Origin of the sequence: Collinsella sp. CLA-ER-H7, assembly GCF_040092345.1 — a bacterium.
Lineage (GTDB): Bacteria > Actinomycetota > Coriobacteriia > Coriobacteriales > Coriobacteriaceae > Collinsella.
Map to the genome: position 1 here is coordinate 38156 of NZ_JBBNLT010000001.1, position 18534 is coordinate 56689.

Sequence of the window (18534 nt, forward strand, 5' to 3'; positions counted from 1 at the left end):
CTAGGCGTCCTTCGCGGCGAGGTCGCGCGAGGTGACGATGCGGTCGATCAGGCCGTAGTCGAGGGCCTCGGCAGCGGTCAGGTAGTTGTCGCGCTCGGTATCGGCCTGGACCTTCTCGATAGGCTGGCCCGAGGCGTCGGACAGGATCTGGTTGAGCTCGCGGCGGGTCTTCTTAATCTCCTCGGCCACAATCTCGATCTCGGTCTGCTGACCCTGGGCACCGCCGCTGGGCTGGTGAATCATGACCTTAGAGTGCGGCAGGCAGAAACGCTTGCCCTTGGCGCCGGCCGAAAGCAGCACGGCGGCCATAGACGCGGCCATACCCACGCAAATGGTCGAAACCTGCGGCTTGATAAAGTTCATGGTGTCAAGAATCGCCAGACCGGAGTAGACCTCGCCACCGGGCGAATTGATGTAGAGCGAGATATCCTTCTCGGCATCCTGGCTCTCAAGATGCAGCAGCTGGGCAACGACCAGGTTGGCACTGACGGAGTTGATCTCCTCGCCCAAGAAGATGATGCGGTCGTTGAGCAGGCGCGAATAGATATCGTAGCTGCGCTCACCGCGCGGCGTCTGCTCGATAACGTATGGCACGAGGGCGGAATCGAACTTAGCGATCATACGCATCTCCATTTCTCTCTTGCGGACCAAATTGGTTCTAGATAAACGTACGGTGCCCGCATGCTATGCATTGGCTGGCACCGTACGAAGCAACCGGATAACCGGTGTATAACTTTACCCCATCACGGGCACACGCATGCGCTCGCGGGCAAGGTGGCGAGAATTACTCGGCGTCCTTGGCGGTCTCGTCGACCTCGGTCACCTTGGCGTTCTCGACCAGGTGGTCGACGGCCTTGGAGCGACGGATGGACTCGCGGACGGCAGGCATGCGGCCGTCGGCGATGAACTCGGCCTTAGAAGCCTCGACGTCCTTGACGCCGGCCTTCTCGAACTCGGCGTTGATGTCGTCCTCGGTGACCTCGATCTTGAGCTCACGGGCGAGGGCGTCGAGAGCCAGGGACTCACGGGCGACGTCGTTGGCCTGCTTGTGCAGGTCGCCGATGAACTGCTCCATGGTCAGGCCGGAAGCGGGCAGCCAGGTGTCCAGCGTCATGCCGCGGGCAGCGAGGTTGGACAGGAAGTTCTGGCCAAGCTCCTCAAAGACGGACTGCTCGTAGTCGGCGTCCATCTCGTCGAGCTGCAGACGCTCGGCGAGAGCGGAGACGCAACGGTTCTCCTTCTCGGCCGGGAGGCGGGAAGCCTTGTCCTGCTCGATCTCGAGCTTGATGGCGTCACGCATGGCGTCGATGCTGTCGAAGCCAAAGTCGGACTTGACGAGCTCGTCGGTGAGCTCGGGGGTGTTGCGGACCTTGATGCCCTTGACGGTGACCTCGACGGTGTGGGTCTCGGCCTCCTCGCCCTCCTCGACCTCGTCGGTCCAGGTGACGGTCTTGACGTCATCAACGTTGGCGCCAATCAGGGCCTCGTTGAACTCCTTAGGGTTGCTGTCGCTACCGGCGATGAGCATGCGGCCCTCGGCGGCAAAGTTGTCGGCGTTCTCGACGGCCTTGAGGTCGACGGTGACGTAGTCCTCGGCCTCGACGGCGCGACCCTCGACGTCCTCGAAGGTGGCACGGTAGTTGAGGAGCATCTCGACCTGGTTGTTGATCTCGGACTCGGTGACCTCCGCAGGGGGCATCTCGATCTCGACGGCGTCGAAGGAGGAGAGCTCAGCGGCGGGGCGCAGGGAGAACTCGACGGTGTAGGTGTAGTCCTCGTGATCCTTGGCGAGGTCGAGCTCCTTGTAGTCACCGTTCTTGGTGGGGACGATGTCCAGCTCGTTGAGGACGGCGGGCTCGTTGGCGGCGATCAGGTCGTTGGTGGCCTGAGCGAGGGTAGCCTCGGCGCCAAGAGCGGAGTCGATGACCGGACGGGGGGCCTTACCGGCGCGGAAGCCCGGGAAGCGGTACTTCTTGGCGGTGTCCTTGTAGGCCTTCTTGATCGCGGCGTCGACGTCGGCGGCCGGGATGGTGACCGTAGCGGTGAGCTTGGCGTCCTTGACGTCAGAAGCGGTGATGTTCAACACGTTCCTCCTCATACTGCCCAGCTTATCTGAGGTGCTGGTACCTTTATGCAACAAGCGTCGCGAGGGCATAAGCCGACGCGGGTGCGTTGGTGCGGGCGAAAGGACTCGAACCTTCACGGGAATCCCACCAGAACCTAAATCTGGCGCGTCTACCAATTCCGCCACGCCCGCATGAGCGCACAGATTAGGAATGATAGCAGATACGAGCGGCAAGCGCACGCACACGTTTTTAGCTCACGACCTCACCATGAGTGCAAAAGGCGGGGCGGGTTGCCCCGCCCCGCCAATTACGACTTGTTCGCTGACCCGCTACTCCCCCAGCAGGGCCTTCTCGGGCGTGATCGGCAGCGAGCGAACCTGGTGACCGGTGGCGTGTGCGACGGCCGAGGCCACGGCAGCGAGCGGCGTGTTGATGACGACCTCGCCGATCGACTTGGCGCCAAACGGACCCGTCGGCTCGTAGCTCGGCTCAAAGGCCACGCGAATGCTGCCGATATCCAGACGCGTGGGCAACTTGTAGCTCATAAAGTTGCCGGTGCGCAGGCGGCCGCGATCGTCATGCTCGACAATCTCGTAGAGCGCGTGGCCGATACCTTGGGCAATGCCGCCCTCGGCCTGGACGCGTGCGAGCGCCTCGTTGATCACGGTGCCGCAGTCAACGGCAGCGGCGTAATCCACCACGGTCACCTTGCCGGTGGCCTTGTCGACCTCGACCTCGGCAATGCCGGCCATAAACGGCGGAGGCGAAACGGGCAGGCAGGCAGAGGCGTGCGAGGTGAGCGCGTCACCGCCCGCGATGTTCTTGACGCACAGGTTGGCAAAGTCGCGCAGCGTAAGGTAGCGACCGCGCTCGCGCGCGGCGCGCTCGTCGAACAGGCGCACGTACTGGCCGTCGAATACCACGTCGGTGGCGTCAACGTCCCACATCTCGGCGGCCTTGGCGCAAATCTTCTCGCGCAGCTCGGTCGCGGCGTTCTTGGCTGCCAGGCCCGTCACGTAGGTACCCGAGCTCGCGTACGAGCCGGCGTCGAACGGCGACACATCGGTGTCTACGCCGCGCACCACAATCTGCGAGCTCTCCACGCCCAGCTCCTCGGCAGCAATCTGCGCCAGGATCGTGTCGACACCCATGCCGTTATCGGTGGCGCCGGTGCCGATGGTAATGAAGCCGTCCTCTTCCAGGCGCATGTCGATGCCGGCGATGTCCACGTTGGAGATACCCGAGCCCTGCATGGTGAGCGCGCAGCCCAGGGCGCGCACGCGGTCGCCCAGGTCCACGGCCAGCGGCTTGTCGCGCCAGCCGATCATGTCCATCGCGCGCAGCAGGCAGCGGTCGAGTGCGCAGGCGTTGAGCTTCTCGTTGTAGTACTGCGGCATGATCTCGCCCTCGTGCACCATGTTCTTAAGGCGCAGGTCGGCGGGGTCCATGCGCAGCATGTCGGCGAGCTCGTTGACGGCACTCTCCACGGCAAACTGGCCCTGGGTGGCACCGTAGCCGCGATACGCGCCGCCGCGGTTGGTGTTGGTGTAGACGGCTTCCCAGCTAAAGCGGCTCGCCTTCACGTGGTTGTAGATGGGCAGGCTCTTGTGGCCCGAAAGGCCAATCGTCGTGGTGGCGTGCTCGCCGTACGCGCCGGCGTTGGACAGCGTATGCAGGTCGATGGCCTTGATGGTGCCGTCGTTCATGGCACCCAGCTTGACGGTCATCTGCATCTGATGACGCGAGTTGCCCGCGGTGATGGTCTCCTCGCGGGTGTAGCAGCAATAGCTCGGACGGCCAGTCTGCTGGGTCACGAACGCCACGAAGATCTCGCAGCAGCCCGTCTGCTTGGAGCCAAAGCCGCCGCCGATGCGCGGCTTAATGACCTGCACCTGCGACTGCGGAATGTCGAGCGACTGCGCGACCATACGGCGCACGTGGAAGGGTACCTGCGTCGAGGTGGTCACCGAAATGCGCCCAAATGCGTCGGTCGTCGCAAAGGCGCGGAAGGTCTCCATGGGCGCGGTCTGCGTGGCTTGGCTGGTGTAGGTGCGCTCAAAGACGATGTCGCTCTGGGCGAACGCCTCGTCAAGATCGCCAAAATCGCTGGTACCGCTGCACACCAGGTTGCGAGCAACGTCGCCACCCTGCGGGAACATAAAGGTCACGTCGCCCTCGGGGTGAACCACGATGTCGTTATCGAGTGCCTGGGTAAAGTCGAGCAAGGGCTCGAGCACCTCGTAGTCGACCTTGATGAGCTTGAGTGCCTTGTCGGCGGCCTCCTCGGTCTCGGCGGCGACGATCGCCACCTCCTCGTTTTGGTAACGTACCAGGTTCTCGAGGATCAGGCGGTCGTAGGGACTCGGCTGCGGATAGCTCTGGCCGGCGATGGTAAAGCGGCGTTTGGGCACGTCCTCGTAGGTGTAGACGCCCACGACGCCCGGCACCTTTAAGGCGCGCGACGTGTCAATGGAGCGGATCTTGGCGCGGGCATAGGGGCTGCGCTTGAGTTTGACGATGAGCGCGCCGGCGGGCACCATATCGCCGGTGTAGACGGGACGGCCCTCGAGCAGAGCCTTCGAATCCTTCTTGGGCTGCTTGTGGGTAATCTGCTTGTAGGAGACGCCGTCGGAGCTCGTGTCGTTGGCGGGCAGCTCGGGCATCTCAAAGCCCACCTGTACGCCAGACTCGTTGAGGAAGCGGACGATGGCACGCAGCTGGCTCTCGTAGCCGCTGCAGCGGCAGAGGTTGCCGGCGAGCTGGCGCGAGAGCTCCTCGCGCGTGGCGACGAGGCTCGGGTCCTCCTTGGCAGCACGGGCAAGCGCCAGCACGTTCATGATGAGGCCGGGGGCGCAAAAACCGCACTGCTCGGCGCCTTCGGCAGCCATTGCGCGGGCCAGCGCCTCGGACTCGGCCTTGAGGCCCTCGAGTGTGGTGATGGTGTGGCCCTCAACACGGGCGGCGGGAACCGAGCAGCTCAGCACCGGGTCGCCGTCGAGCCACACCGTACACAGACCGCAGTTGGTGGTCTCGCAGGCGCAGCGTACCGACGCGCAGCCCTGCTCGCGCAACAACGCAAAGAGCATGGTGTCGGGGGCAATCTGAACCTTGACCTTGCGGCCGTTGAGCGTAAAGGAAAGATCGATGAGTTTGGCAGCCATTAGCGCACCTCGCTAGAATCGACGCCGGGCACGCGGCGGCAGGAATACTCGTCCGTGGCAAACTTAGGCACTTGCACGCCCTCGAGCTCGCGGGCAAGCGCGGCCGAAAGCTCGATGCCGGCGGCGCGGCGCACGGCCTGCACGGCAAGCGGCGCCGAGATGCGACGGCGGTATTCGGCCGAGCCCCACAGGTTGGTGCCGTAGCTCAGGGCGCGTACAGACGCGGCCAGGGCGCGGAGCTCGTCCTCGGAAGGTTGCTCGGCGGTAAGGCCAGATGCCTCGCCCTGCAGCAGGGTCGCGCGCAGCGGGCGGGCGCCCACGGTGACGTGCCAGGTGTTATCCCACCACGCAGCGGTAACGTTTAAGGAGGGAAAGTCGGTCGCGGCCTTGCGCACGGCCTCGTAGCTCGCGCGGTAGTCGTGCTTGACGACCACGATGTGCTCGATCACGTCGCGCACGTAGCCCATCCGCACGAACTCGGCGAGCGGCACGCGGCCGGCACCCGTCAGTTCAACATACGAATCGAGCGCCAAAAAGGCCGAGAGCACGTCCGAGAAACCAAAGCGACCGTAGATGCTGCCGCCCACCGTGGCGGTGTTGCGCAGCTGCACGCCCACGATATCGTGGACGGCGAACTCAAAGACATGGTTGACAAGCGCGTTGAGCTCGGCATGGCGCTCGAGCTGGCGCAGGGTGCACATGGCACCGATGCGAAACTCGGTCTCGGTCTCCTCGATCTGATCGAGTCCGCAGGCCGAAAGGTCAATCGCCGTCGCCACGCGACGCGAACCCAGGCGCATCCAGATGCCGCCGCCCACAATCTTGTTGTTGCGGTTCTTCTGTAAGAGCTCATAGGCTTCGGCCGCGTTTCCAACACGGACGTAGGTACCGAACTTGAGCACGTTCTCCCCCATCTCTTCACTTGACCAGTACTTTTAAGTGTACCAAACGAGGGGCCGCACACCGTTTTAGGACAAAATCCACCCACCCATCCATAACTTGCGGTGATATACGGACTGATTAGCCGTTCTGGAACGCAAAACAGTCCGTATATCACCGCAAGTTATGAGGAGTCCTCCGGGATAGAAAAGGCTCCCAGCCGGAATGGCTAGGAGCCTTATCACATGCTATGTCGAGCGAAGACCTAGCAGACGCCCTGGGCGAGCATGGCGTCAGCGACCTTCAGGAAGCCGGCGATGTTGGCGCCCATGACGAAGTTGCCCTCCTGGCCGTACTCCTTGGCGGTGTCGTCCACGTTGTGGAACATGCCACGCATGAGCTGCTCGAGCTTGCCGTCGACCTCCTCGAAGGTCCAGGACAGATGCTCGGCGTTCTGGCTCATCTCCAGGCCGGACACGAGCACGCCGCCGGCGTTGGCAGCCTTACCGGGCATAAAGGCGACGCCGTTCTCCTGGAAGTAAGTCGTGGCCTCGATGGTCGTGGGCATGTTCGCGCCCTCGCCGACCACCTTGCAGCCGTTGGCGACGAGCGCCTGGGCGTCCTCGAGCAGCAGCGTGTTCTCGCGAGCGCAGGGCAGCGCGATGTCGCAGGGCAGCTGCCAAACGCCACGGCCGTCGCCCTCGTGCCACACGGCGTTGGGCTTCTCGTCAACGTACATAGCGAGCGTAACGCCCTTGTCGTGGCCGGAGCGCTTCTTGTTGTAGACGTGCTCGAGCACGGTGTAGTCGATGCCGTCGGGATCCTCGACCCAGCCGTGGGTGTCGGAGCAGGCCAGCACCTTGCCGCCGAGCTGGGAGACCTTCTGGACGGCGTAGATAGCGACGTTGCCGGAGCCGTGCACGACGACGTTCTTGCCCTCGAAGGAGTCGCCGCGGCTCTTGAGGTACTCGTCCACAAAGTAGGCCAGACCGTAGCCGGTGGCCTCGGTACGGGCGAGCGAGCCGCCAAAGGAGAGGCCCTTGCCGGTGAGGACGCCGGTCCACTCGTTGGTCAGGCGCTTGTACTGACCGAACAGGTAGGCAACCTCGCGGCCGCCAACGCCCAGGTCGCCGGCGGGAACGTCGGTGTTGGGGCCGATGTGGCGATAGAGCTCGGTCATGAAGGACTGGCAGAAGTGCATGATCTCGTTGTTGGACTTGCCCTTGGGGTCAAAGTCGGAGCCGCCCTTGCCGCCGCCCATGGGAAGGGTGGTCAGGCTGTTCTTGAGGATCTGCTCCAGGCCCAGGAACTTGAGCATACCCAGGGTGACCGTCGGATTAAAGCGCAGGCCGCCCTTGTAGGGTCCAATGGCAGAGTTGAACTCGACACGGTAGCCGCGGTTGACCTGAACCTTGCCCTGGTCGTCGACCCAGGGAACACGGAACATGACGATGCGCTCGGGCTCGACGAGGCGCTCCAGCAGGGCGGCCTCCTCGTACTCGGGGTGGGCGTCGAGCGCCGGCTGGATGGTGCCGAGAATCTCGGTCGCGGCCTGGATGAACTCAGGCTGCTCGGGATAGCGGGCCTTGAGCTCTTCGAGAACTTTCTGCGTGTAGCTCATGCTTCCTCCAATGATGGGAAACGAAAAATGTTGGTCGCGGCACCCTATGCGCCGCGAGCTTTATCGAGTATGGATAATATCGCACTGTTGCAGCAAAGTTTCGCATAAGCCGACGAGCAGATGTTTCGTTTTGATTACGATGCAGGTAGAAGCGTTTTTGAGTGCCTGACGTGCAAAACCCGTGTTTCAAACCTGTTTCGTACACGTGTTCCAAACCAACACAAAGGTGCCTGTCCCCAATGTGGTGGTTTTGGTGGCTAAAGGACGAGCTGATGGTAGTCGGCGGGGGTTACGCGGCCTTCGGTGGCAGCGCGGAAGGCCGCGAGCGCATCGCCCGAGAACGGCATGGCCCAGCACAGCCCGCAGCCGGCGGTAACGGAGCCGGGCAGCGGCATGATGCGCCCGGGCACACCGGCGGCAAGACACAGCTGTTCGCATTCCATCACATCGAAGGTGCTATCGAACGAAACGATGATCTTGCGTTCGTGGTCGAGGGCATCACCGGACGGGCCTGCGCGGTGTGCCTCGCGATACGCCGCGGCGGCCGCTTCCTCTTCCGCGGTATGTCCACAGCTACCACAACCGCAGGTACAGGGTTCGGATCCGTCGCAAGTGCAAGGCTCTCCCGTGTCGGGACAAATATCGTGAGACATGGCAACTCCAATCGTCTAGGCGAGCAACTCGGCCGCCGCAAACTCCTCGGGCGTATTGACGTTCTCGAAGCAGAGCGTCGAGCCCGCGGCCTTAACGATCTGCGGTTCATCCATATAACCAGCCTGAACGCGATTGATCAGGCAGCGAATGCGCTGGCGGTCGCAGGCGAGCAGCTCATGGGCAATCGGCGCACACGCGTCACGGCGCCAGACGGCGCAAAGCGGCTCAATCCCCCGTTCCTCGTGCGGCACGCACACATCGAGCGCCTCGGCCTCAACACGATCGGCAAGCGCGCCGATGAGTTCCGGCGAGACAAACGGCATATCGCAGGCGACGATCGCCACGAGCGGCAATCGGGCCGCGGCCAACGAGCTCGCGATGCCGCGCATGGCACCCGCCGGCCCTTCAAGATCCGCCACCACACGCGGCACCAGGCCGCCAAACGCGCGCTCCTCAAGATAGGCAAGCTCGCAAGGGCGCGACGTCGTCACAACCAGCTCGCCGGCAACCTGAGCCAGCCGACCCAGCACGCGCTCGATGAGCGGCTCGCCGCAAAACGCCATGCGCGCCTTATCGCAGCCCATGCGCGAGGACAGCCCGCCCGCTTGGACGACACAAGAAAGATCGGCACGTCTTACGGTAGTCATACGGCAAAACACCTCCATCGGCATGCTCAAAACCCGGCACACGAAGCCAAATACCGTCGCCGATAAAGCGGGCGGCACGGCAAACCCATGCAAAAACAAAACAGCGCCTTTGCGGCACGCAGCAAGACCGCGAGCACAAAAGCGCTGGTAGCGTATGGCGGGAACGTATGTGAATCGAACACATCCAAGACGTTTTGCACGCCTCGCAACGGTTTTGAGGACCGCGGAGCCCACCGGAGCCCATCCGTTCCCAAGTGCGGAGGTATTTTACCAAACCGAGCAGCCAATCTAGCGCAGGGACCTCAGGCCGCCGGCATCCTTGTCGAGCACCGTAAAGCGCACGGCATCCAGGTGCTCCAAGATGCTGATGGCGCGTTTGCGCGACACGCCCAGGGCCTCGCGAAGCACGCTCGTGGTGGCAGCGCCGCCGGCTGTCTCAATGGCAGCGGCAACAAGCTCGCGCGCATGGGCCTCGGCGGCAGCGGACAGGGCAACGTCGCGCTCGACCTTAACGATCGAGCGGTTGAGCGAAAGCTCGCGCAGGGCACGCGTCATGGTGTCGCGGCCGAGCTGCAGCTGTTCGCCCACCTCGGGAAGCGCCGGTGCGTCCAGGCCAGCCTCGTCAAGCAGCGCGACGATGCGCTCGCAAGCCTCTCGCACCACGCGTGCCGCCGCGGCGGCCGAATGCGGATCGAATACCTCGGCGCCCTCGGCGGCGCACACGCCACGGGAGCAGCCCTCGGCAAACAGAGCCGAGGCAACGCCTTCATCAGCGGCAGGCCACGCAGCATGGGCAACGGCGCCAGGCGTAAAGCCCGTCTCCTTGGGAGCCGCCGCGTGCATGGCTGACAGGGTCGCCGCCAGCGCATCCATAGCGGCGTCGAGCACGGAAGCATCTGCATACAGCGAGCCATCCGAGCCAGCAAGCGCGCAAGCAGCGCCCTGCGCCACCAGCCCGCGCAGCGCGGTATCGACCTCGCCGATACCAAGATCCAAACCCCTAGCAACATCAACGGCCGCAACCGGCAACGTCTGCAGCGCCAGCCACGCCTCAACACCAGCGGCGGTATCGCCGGCCTCAAGCGCCACATACAGCGCACGCTCTCCTTCGGCAAGCTCGCGCGAACGACGGCAACGCGAAAGCAGCACACGCCCGCCGCCAATAAGCATAACGGGCGAATACGACAGCACCACAGCATGGTCTCCGGCTCGCAGCGGCAGTGGCTCCTCCAAGCGCACCTGCACGGTACGGGTCTCGCCCACCGCCATGGGGGCCTCGCCCTCCAAAAGCATGATGCGGCCGACGGCCTCGGCCGTACCCGCCATCACGTGCACACGCGCGCCCGACTCGAGCACGCGCGGCTTGACGCCCTCGCGACCCAGGTAGGTGAACGTCATCATAAAGCGTAACGTCTGACCAAAACGGTCTGCCACGCCCAGCATCTCGCCGCGGTCAAGTGCCGCGACACCGTCACCAACCAGGTTGAGCGCCACGCGTTGCCCAGGCAGCGCGCGCGGCGTATCGCCATGCACCTGAATCCCGCGCACACGACAGACCGTACGCGACGGCAAAGCCATCAGCTCGTCGCCCACCGCAACCGGCGCATCGTGCAACGTTCCCGTCACCACGGTACCGGCGCCCTTGATCGTAAAGCAGCGGTCAATCGGCAGGCGCGGCGCGGCATCACTCCGCTCGACACGGTCGCGGCAGGCATCCCAGCAGGCACTTACCTGCTCGTCGAGCACCGCAAGCAGCCCGTCGATCCCCTCGCCCGTCTTAGACGACACGGGCACAATCGGCGCGCCTGCAAACACGGTACCCGACAAAAAGTCATCGACATCGAGCTCGGCAAGCTCGGTCATCTCGGCATCGGCCAGGTCGCACATGGTCAGCGCGACCACCATATGCGTTACACCCAGCAACTCCAGCACATGCACGTGCTCGCGCGTCTGCGGCATCACGCCCTCCACGGCAGAGACCACCAGCACGGCAACGTCGATGCCCGTGGCGCCCTGCACCATGGCCCGCAAGTAATGCGCGTGGCCCGGCACGTCGACCAGGCCAACGATCTTGCCACTCGGCAACGCCAGCTCGCCAAAGCCCAGCTCCACGGTCATGCCGCGGCGACGCTCGACCTCAAGGCGATCGGGATTCTTGCCGGTCAGCGCCTCGATCAGCGCCGACTTACCGTGGTCGACGTGGCCCGCCGTGCCAACGATAACGGGACACTCCACCAGCGCTTGAACCTCACTCATCGAGCAATCGCCTTCTTAACGCATGCGGCAAGCGTCGACGCCGCCGTCTCGATATCGCGGTCGCCCACGAGCGTGCGCACATCAAACAGAATGCGGTCGTGCGAGGTGCGCGTGACGACCGGCGTGTCGAAATCTTGGACGAGCGAGCGCTTGAGCGCGTCGACGGACAGGCGCTCGTCAACAAGACGCACGGCAACGCACATCGTGGGCAGCTCCACGGTAGGCAGCGAGCCGCCACCGGGGGTCGACGATTCCTCGACGATCTCCACCTGAACAGCGCACGGGCAACCAACCTTATCGAGGCCGGCGACCATACGATCGCGCAGCTTGCGGGCACGTCGTTCCAAATGGGCCTGTGGCATCGTAAGCATGCTGAGCACCGGAATATCACGATGGGCCACGTCGGCACCGTCCATGTAGATGCGCAGTGTAGCCTCGAGCGCCGCCAGTGCGAGCTTGCCCGGGCGCAGGGCACGCATAAGCGGATGCGACCCGCAGGCCTGGACCAGGTCGCGACGGCCCATGATAATGCCCGCCTGCGCGGCACCCAGCAGCTTATCACCCGAGCACGACACGATATCGAGCCCTGCCGAAACCGAAGCCGGCGTGGTTTCTTCGCCGCCGCGCACCAAGATGTCGTCGGGCAACAGCGCACCCGACCCCTGGTCCTCGTAGAACAGCAGGCCGTGTTTGTGGGCCAGAGCAGCAAGCTCCCGAGAGCCCACCTCCTCGTGAAAGCCCTCGATGCGATAGTTGGAAGGATGGACCTTGAGGATCATCGCCGTATCGGGCGTGATGGCGCGCTCGTAGTCGCCCAAATGCGTGCGGTTGGTGGCGCCGACCTCGACGAGTTTGGCGCCCGAAGCCGCCATGACATCGGGGATGCGGAAGCTGCCGCCAATCTCGACAAGCTCGCCGCGGCTGACGATGACCTCTTTGCCTGCGGCATGGGTCGCCAGCACCAGCAGCACAGCGGCGGCGTTGTTGTTAACGACCAGCGCGTCCTCGGCACCGGTAAGCGAGCGGATCAGCTGCGCGGCATGTTCCTTGCGCGACCCGCGCGAGCAGGTGTCCACGCTGTACTCGAGCGTGCTGTACCCGCGCGCGACCTCGGCCACGGCCTTTGCCGCCGACTCCGCGAGCGGGGCGCGGCCCAAGTTGGTATGGATGACCACGCCCGTAGCGTTGACGGCAGGGCGCAGGCTCGGCAGCGCGGAGCGGTGCGCACGCCACTCGATGGCCGAAGCCAGGTCGCGCTTAGAGCGCGGGGCGGCGCCGGCGCGAATGGCGGCTCGCTCCTCGTCGAGCTCGGCCGTGACGGCGGCATGCACCACCGCGTCGCAGGTCTCCCCCGCCGCCTTCACCACCGGCCACTCGGCAAGCAGCTCGTTGACGGAAGGAATGGCACGCAGACGAGCGCGCACCTCATCGGACATGTTCTGGCTATCGCTCATGTGCGGCCTTTCAAAAGAAACGTGGATTAGTCAAATACATCAGCTGAGTCAATTACTCGTCATTATCCCCGTGCGCGGCGATCTTTTCCACGCGAACGGCGTTTTCCTGGGTGAGCGCGGCGCCCGTCAACGGGTCCCAACGCAACGGTGTATGGTCGAGCGGGCCCACGCCCAGGGCTTGAGCGCCACCGGCATCGGCGCCAAACGAACGCCCACCGGGGGCGGCCGAGGTGAAGATGCACGCCGGATGCAGATAGGGCGTCGTCTCCACGCGCACGCGATCGCGGCCCATGTCGCTCACAAGCTCGACGACCTCGCCATCGGCGATACCCATGCGAGCGGCGGCATCGGCATTCATCTGCACGGCGTCCAAGTCGGAACCCGCTTCGGCGGCACCTGCCGCCGCGAGCCTGCGCGAGGTATGCGACTCAAAGGGACGGTTGCCGCTAATGAGGCGAAACATCCCCGGGCCAGGCTCCACCATGGGCGCGATCCAGTTGGGCACGCGACCCAGACCGGCTCGTTCCCATACGTCGCTTGCCAGCGCGATCCTGCCGCCGTTCAAGGGAATCACCGGCTCGCCCGTACGCGACGGCTGCGCAACGCCCGTGTCGGCCCAGCCGCGCTCCTTGAGCTCGTCCAAATCAATCCCAAACGGAGCCACCTGAGCAGCGGCCAGATCGTCGGACGTAAAGTCGAAGTACTCGCCCACGCCACACGCCTGCGCCAGACCGGCAAAAATCTCCCGACCGGGACGTGTGTCATCATGCTGCACAGGCAGCACGGCGTTGCGGTAGAACACGCGCGCATCGTTGGCGCCCGCCAGCGTTCCCACGCCGCGGTCAGCCTCCAGATACGTCACGTCGGGCAGCACGAAATCAGAAGCACGCGCCGTCTCGGACCAGCGAATATCAATCGTCACGAGCAAGTCGAGCTGCTGCAAAATACTCAACCAAGCCTGTGCATTGCCATAGCCCGCACCGGGGTTACTGGCATAGACGATGAGCCCACGCAAATCGCCGGCAAGAATCGACTGACCGATGGTCGTGCACAGGCCGCGCACCGGATCGACCAGTGGATAGCGCTCGGACCCCAGCTTGGGCCCACGCGGCACCGGCGGCGTCGCAAAGCGCGTGGGATCGAGGTCGCCCAACACAAGCGGCGTGGGCGGGTTGAGCGCACCGCCCGCGTGTCCGATGCAGCCCAGCAGCACGTCGACCAAGCAAATAGCGCGCGCGGTCTGGGTGCTATTGGCATACGCAATTCCGATGCCGCCATGAAAGCCCGCATCCACCACGGCGGCAGGCGCGGCGGCAGCGAGATCGCGCGCCGTGGCGACAATCTCTGCGGCCGGCACGTCGCACATCGACTCGGCCCACTCGGGCGTCCAAGCACTGGCCGCCTGCGCCAGCTCGTAAAAGCCTGTGGCGTAGCGGTCCACGAACTCGTGATCGTACAGGTCCTCGGATATCAGCACATGTGCGATACCCAGCAGCAACGCCAGATCGCATCCAGGACGTACGCGCAGCCAGCGGTCGGCAAGCGCGGCCGAGCCGCTGCGCCGGGGGTCAACCACGATGATCTTCGCCCCGCGCCGGCGCGCATCGTTGAGCGCGTCAACGGCCCCCATCGTCGACGAATCGACAATGGAACGCCCCAGGTACATGATGCAGTCGGTATGCGCAAGGTCGGAGGCGGGGCTATAGCCCAGGCTGTGCTCCCAACCGGTAAGTCTGCTTACCTCGCAGGCGCCATCGGCACCGTACACGTTGGGCGAGCCCAGCGCATGCATAAAGCGATAGGCCCAGTAGCGGTCGAACGAGGGCACACCAAGTGTCATGCCCAGCGCACGGGGCCCGCGCTCGTCAACAATTCCCAAAAGACGCTCGGCAATCTGAGCAAACGCCTCGTCCCAGGTAATCGCATCGAACCCCGAGCCATCCCGGCGGCGTCGCATGGGGTGCAAAATCCGGTCGCGCTCGTCAAACGGCATTGCCAGGCGATGGCGCCCGCGGGCGCACAGGGCACGCGCCGCGCACGGATGTCCCGGCACCGGCAACTTGGCCACCACGCGACCGTCCTCAACGCGTGCCGCAAAGGCGCAATCGGCATAGCATCCCCCGCATGTCGTCACCACGGAGCGACCGTCATGCATAGCTCTCGATGCCATCTCGATTATTCCTTCCAGCTCAGGGGTTCATGCCCCGCCGCACCACAGCCCTGCCACCAGCTGCCGCGACGCAAAGCCCGCTGCATCTACCGCAGCAAGACACGAAGAGCCTCCCAAAAGGCAAACGCCCCTCGGGAGGCCCGTACGTCATTCCAGCTTATTACGCCTCGGACTTCTTGGCGTAGACAAACCAGTAGCCGAGCGCGATCAGAACCGCGCCGCCCACGATGTTGCCCAGCGTGGCGGCGGACAAGTTAAACGCAATGCCCGCAGCGTTGAGCGCATCGGCGCCGGCGACGTCGGCACCATAGCCGCACGCGTGCATCACGGCACCCATAGGCAAAAAGTACATGTTGGCGACGCAGTGCTCAAAACCGCAGGCCACAAAGGCGGCGATGGGCAGCAGAATGCCCACAACCTTATCGACCACGGTCTTACCGGCGGTACCGATCCACACGGCCAGGCACACAAAGATGTTGCACAGGATGCCGCGGAAGAAGATCGTCACCCAGTCGATCGTCACCTTGCCGGCGGCGACGCTCACCATGGAGTTGGCGACCGCCTCGCCGTTAAGCTTATAGATGCCGGCCATGTACACCAAAAAGACGATGAACAGGGCACCGACAAAATTGCCGACCCACACGACGACCCAGGCCTTAAGCATCTGAACCAGGGTGATCTTTTTGCTCTTGAGTGCGCAGACCATAAGCGAATTGCCGGTAAACAGCTCGGCGCCGCACACCAGCACGAGCACCAGGCCCAGGCAAAAGCACAGACCGCCCACGACGCGCTGAGCGCCCCAGCCCAGCGTGCTGTCGCTCAAGAACACGGTAAAGAACAGGCCGCCGAAGGCGATAAACGCGCCGGCGAACATTGCCAACAGAAAGGCCTTAGCGACCGGCAGGTTAGCCTTGGTCACGCCGGCGGCCTCGGTCTTGGCCTCGATCGCGGCGGGCGCCAGGCAATCGGGAGAGGGGTACTCCACCTTGGAATCTGCCATGTCAATCACTTCTTTCCTAATCAGCAGGAACAAGCGCTCCTATTGCTCTTGCCCCAAGCGGACAAAGTGGGAAAAGTCGTTGGCGGCCACGGCGTCGTACACGGCGTCGACGGCCTCAAAGACTTCCGGGGACATGGGGTTGTAGAACTCCGTGTCGCCCGGCTGAATCCCGACGAAGACGATATCATCACACGATTGCTCAATCTCTTCGATCAGAATCGACAAAGGAAGCGAATGCGTGGTGAACATCGATTTGCGCGCGACGTCGGTCTTATCGAGCAAGCGGATGGCGCCGACGGGCAGCGCCATGTCGGCGGCATCGACCAAAACCAAACGCGGCGGACGCTCGCGCTTGACCTCGATGATGTCATCCTCGGGCGTCTGACCGCCGTCGATGGTGTACCAACCGGCGATAGGCGTGTCCTCCATCTTTTTGGAGAGCACGGGGCCGGCGGCATCGTCGGCGCGCAGCACGCTTCCCGCCGTGAGCACGATACCCGCAAATGGGGCGCCGTTCACACGACCATCCACAACGCGACCCATTACTGCAACCTTCCCGTCAGATACACGCCCGACACATCGCGCACGCGCTCAACCAGATCGCGGAACTTCATCAGAAACGCGACCTGCTGTGCATGCAGGCCAAAGTCGTCGTCGAACACCGAGATGCCGGCCTTGGCCGAGCCGCGAAAACCGCGCTCGTCGAGCAGCGTGTCGCAGGCCTCGAGCAGCGACGGCACCGCCGCCTTGTCAAGCTGGCACTCGCCAAAGGAGCGGATGGCCTCGAACTTGGTCTTGGCCTCCCCCTCCGGCAGCGCGTCGACGAGCGAATAGAAGACATCCACCGGCACCGACAGGCGCGGCTCAAAGCAATCGAGCACGCCGGTGTGGTGGCCCACGGCGAGCGTGTAGTACAGCACGTCGCAGGCCTCCTGGGGAACGTCTTCCTCGGTCTCCACAAACTTACGCGTGAGCTCATAGAAGACCACCTGGTCGGGCGCATGGCCCAGGCAGGGGTCGGCGACGCCCTCGGCGGCCTCGTCGCTTGCGCGCGAGGCATCGCCAAAGGAGCCGCCGAGCATACCGGGGCCCGCAAAGTAACCAGAGCGGTCCGTGAGCTCCATCTAGTGACCTCCGGCCAGCACCAGATCCTGCAGCGCCGAGTAGACCTCAACGCGGCGCGGATCGTCCTGCTTGTCGATGAGCAGCGCCATGGCACCTCGGATATCACCCTTGGGCGCGTCCTCGAGCGTATCCATAAACTCGTTGGCCAGGTCGCGGCCGTAACGGTAGCCGCTCATGGCGCGAGCCTCGCGCTCGATGGCAACGCGCAACTTGTACGGCACGCCGGGGTGCAGGATATCGGCCTGCTCGCCGGCAGCCTCCACCGTAGTCTCGGCATGGAGCTTTTGGTCCAGCAGGCCAAGTGCCATGGCAAAGCCGTAGACGGTCTGCGCGGGGCTGGGCGGGCAGCCGGGGATGTAGACATCGACCGGCAGAATCTTATCCGTGCCGCCCCAGACGCAGTAGTTGTCGTAGAAGATGCCGCCGGTGCAGCCGCACGCGCCATAGGACACCACGATCTTGGGATCGGGTGCGGCCTCAAACGCGCGCAGGGCCGGCATGCGCATGGCACGCGTCACGGCGCCGGTGTACAGCAGCACATCGGCGTGACGGGGCGAGGGCACGACCTTGATGCCAAAGCGCTCGACGTCAAAGACGGGCGTGATGGAACCGAAGATCTCGATCTCGCAGCCGTTGCAGCCGCCGCAGTCGACACGGTAGACGTACACCGAGCGCTTGATCTTCTTAAGAAGGGTCGCCTTGGCCTTCTCGATGCTCTCGTCGAGCTCGATCTTGGTCGGGCGGTACTGAAGCCGCTCGGGCAAAAGCGTGGGTTCGGCCATGGTTACTCCTCCTTCGTTTCAAAATCCATGATGATGCCCTCGACCGGCGCCGGACCGGCGGGAATCTCGGGCGCATCGGGGTTAAGCTCGCGGTCGATATACTCCGGGTTCACGCCGTGGCCGCCCAGATACTCCATGCCGGGGCCCTGGGGCTCGCCGGACGCAAGCGTCTCGTTGGCAGCCATGCCGTGTGCGTTGCCGGTCTTTACGGCCGATGCGGCGCGCAGGGCGTCGAGCTCGCGCTTGCACTCCTGGCACATACCGACGGTGCGGGCGGCCTGCTCGGCCTCCATGCCGCCGGCCTTTTGCAGCAGGCGTTTGGCATAGTCGATCTCCCTGTGCGGGGCAAACGGCTTGCCGCAACGCGAGCAGTGCTCGAGCGCATAGACGCTCTTGCTGGTGAGGTCGTCCTTGCTCATGACGGCCAGCTCAAACTCCTCGGTGAGCTTGATGGCCTCCATGGGGCAGGCTTCCTCGCAGCGGCCGCAAAAGATGCAGCGGCCGTAGTCGATTGACCAGGTAATGGTATCGGCCGCAAGGTCGGTGTCCATGCGAATGGCATCGGCCGGGCACGCCACGCCGCAGGCACCGCAGGCGATGCAGAGCTCGGCATTGTGCTCGGGCTTGCCGCGCATGTCCTTGTTGGTGGGGAACGGCGCAAACGGGTACTTGACCGTCGCGTCGCCGGCCTTGGCGTTAACCTTCCAAAGCTTCAGCAT

General features: G+C 64.2%; 15 protein-coding genes and 2 tRNA genes. All 17 read right to left on the minus strand.

Translation table 11 applies throughout. The annotated features are described in order from the left end of the window. A complete protein-coding gene (locus AAAX75_RS00155; protein WP_022095182.1) occupies window positions 1-621 on the minus strand; it encodes an ATP-dependent Clp protease proteolytic subunit in 621 nt (206 codons plus the stop codon). 163 nt (window positions 622-784) lie between these two features. Further along, window positions 785-2086, minus strand: a complete 1302-nt coding sequence (tig, locus tag AAAX75_RS00160) for a trigger factor (protein WP_349090732.1) — start codon at window positions 2084-2086, stop codon at window positions 785-787. 87 nt (window positions 2087-2173) lie between these two features. After that, window positions 2174-2257 (minus strand) — tRNA-Leu (locus AAAX75_RS00165). 138 nt (window positions 2258-2395) lie between these two features. Next, complete coding sequence (locus AAAX75_RS00170) at window positions 2396-5227, minus strand: molybdopterin cofactor-binding domain-containing protein (RefSeq protein ID WP_349090733.1); 2832 nt, start codon at window positions 5225-5227, stop codon at window positions 2396-2398. Then, the gene (locus tag AAAX75_RS00175) at window positions 5227-6129 is read right to left on the minus strand and encodes an FAD binding domain-containing protein (RefSeq protein ID WP_349090734.1); all 903 of its coding nucleotides are present in this window, start codon (window positions 6127-6129) and stop codon (window positions 5227-5229) included. The genes AAAX75_RS00170 and AAAX75_RS00175 overlap by 1 nt, the downstream gene beginning before the upstream one ends. A 242-nt stretch (window positions 6130-6371) precedes the next feature. Then, window positions 6372-7727, minus strand: a complete 1356-nt coding sequence (gdhA, locus tag AAAX75_RS00180) for an NADP-specific glutamate dehydrogenase (RefSeq protein WP_022095186.1) — start codon at window positions 7725-7727, stop codon at window positions 6372-6374. 257 nt (window positions 7728-7984) lie between these two features. Further along, on the minus strand, window positions 7985-8380 hold the full coding sequence (locus AAAX75_RS00185) for a DUF3343 domain-containing protein (RefSeq protein WP_349090735.1): 396 nt from the start codon (window positions 8378-8380) through the stop codon (window positions 7985-7987). A 15-nt stretch (window positions 8381-8395) separates the two neighbouring features. After that, complete coding sequence (locus AAAX75_RS00190; protein WP_349090736.1) at window positions 8396-9028, minus strand: molybdenum cofactor guanylyltransferase; 633 nt, start codon at window positions 9026-9028, stop codon at window positions 8396-8398. A gap of 155 nt (window positions 9029-9183) precedes the next feature. Then, window positions 9184-9280: transfer RNA gene (locus AAAX75_RS00195), tRNA-Sec, on the minus strand. Window positions 9281-9316: 36 nt separating this feature from the next. Then, on the minus strand, window positions 9317-11284 hold the full coding sequence (selB, locus tag AAAX75_RS00200; protein WP_349090737.1) for a selenocysteine-specific translation elongation factor: 1968 nt from the start codon (window positions 11282-11284) through the stop codon (window positions 9317-9319). After that, window positions 11281-12738, minus strand: a complete 1458-nt coding sequence (selA, locus tag AAAX75_RS00205; RefSeq protein WP_349090738.1) for an L-seryl-tRNA(Sec) selenium transferase — start codon at window positions 12736-12738, stop codon at window positions 11281-11283. The genes selB and selA overlap by 4 nt, the downstream gene beginning before the upstream one ends. A 52-nt stretch (window positions 12739-12790) precedes the next feature. Continuing rightward, complete coding sequence (locus tag AAAX75_RS00210; RefSeq protein ID WP_349090739.1) at window positions 12791-14908, minus strand: molybdopterin-dependent oxidoreductase; 2118 nt, start codon at window positions 14906-14908, stop codon at window positions 12791-12793. Window positions 14909-15068: 160 nt separating this feature from the next. Then, window positions 15069-15908: a formate/nitrite transporter family protein gene (locus AAAX75_RS00215; protein ID WP_349090740.1), complete on the minus strand. Its 840-nt coding sequence runs from the start codon at window positions 15906-15908 to the stop codon at window positions 15069-15071. Between the two features lie 39 nt (window positions 15909-15947). After that, a complete protein-coding gene (gene hycI, locus AAAX75_RS00220; protein WP_215693726.1) occupies window positions 15948-16451 on the minus strand; it encodes a hydrogenase maturation peptidase HycI in 504 nt (167 codons plus the stop codon). Then, complete coding sequence (locus AAAX75_RS00225; protein WP_055286175.1) at window positions 16451-17032, minus strand: formate hydrogenlyase maturation HycH family protein; 582 nt, start codon at window positions 17030-17032, stop codon at window positions 16451-16453. The genes hycI and AAAX75_RS00225 overlap by 1 nt, the downstream gene beginning before the upstream one ends. Next, window positions 17033-17815, minus strand: coding sequence for an NADH-quinone oxidoreductase subunit B family protein (locus tag AAAX75_RS00230; RefSeq protein WP_215693723.1), 783 nt, complete (start codon window positions 17813-17815; stop codon window positions 17033-17035). 2 nt (window positions 17816-17817) lie between these two features. Continuing rightward, the gene (locus AAAX75_RS00235; protein ID WP_349090741.1) at window positions 17818-18534 is read right to left on the minus strand and encodes a formate hydrogenlyase complex iron-sulfur subunit; all 717 of its coding nucleotides are present in this window, start codon (window positions 18532-18534) and stop codon (window positions 17818-17820) included.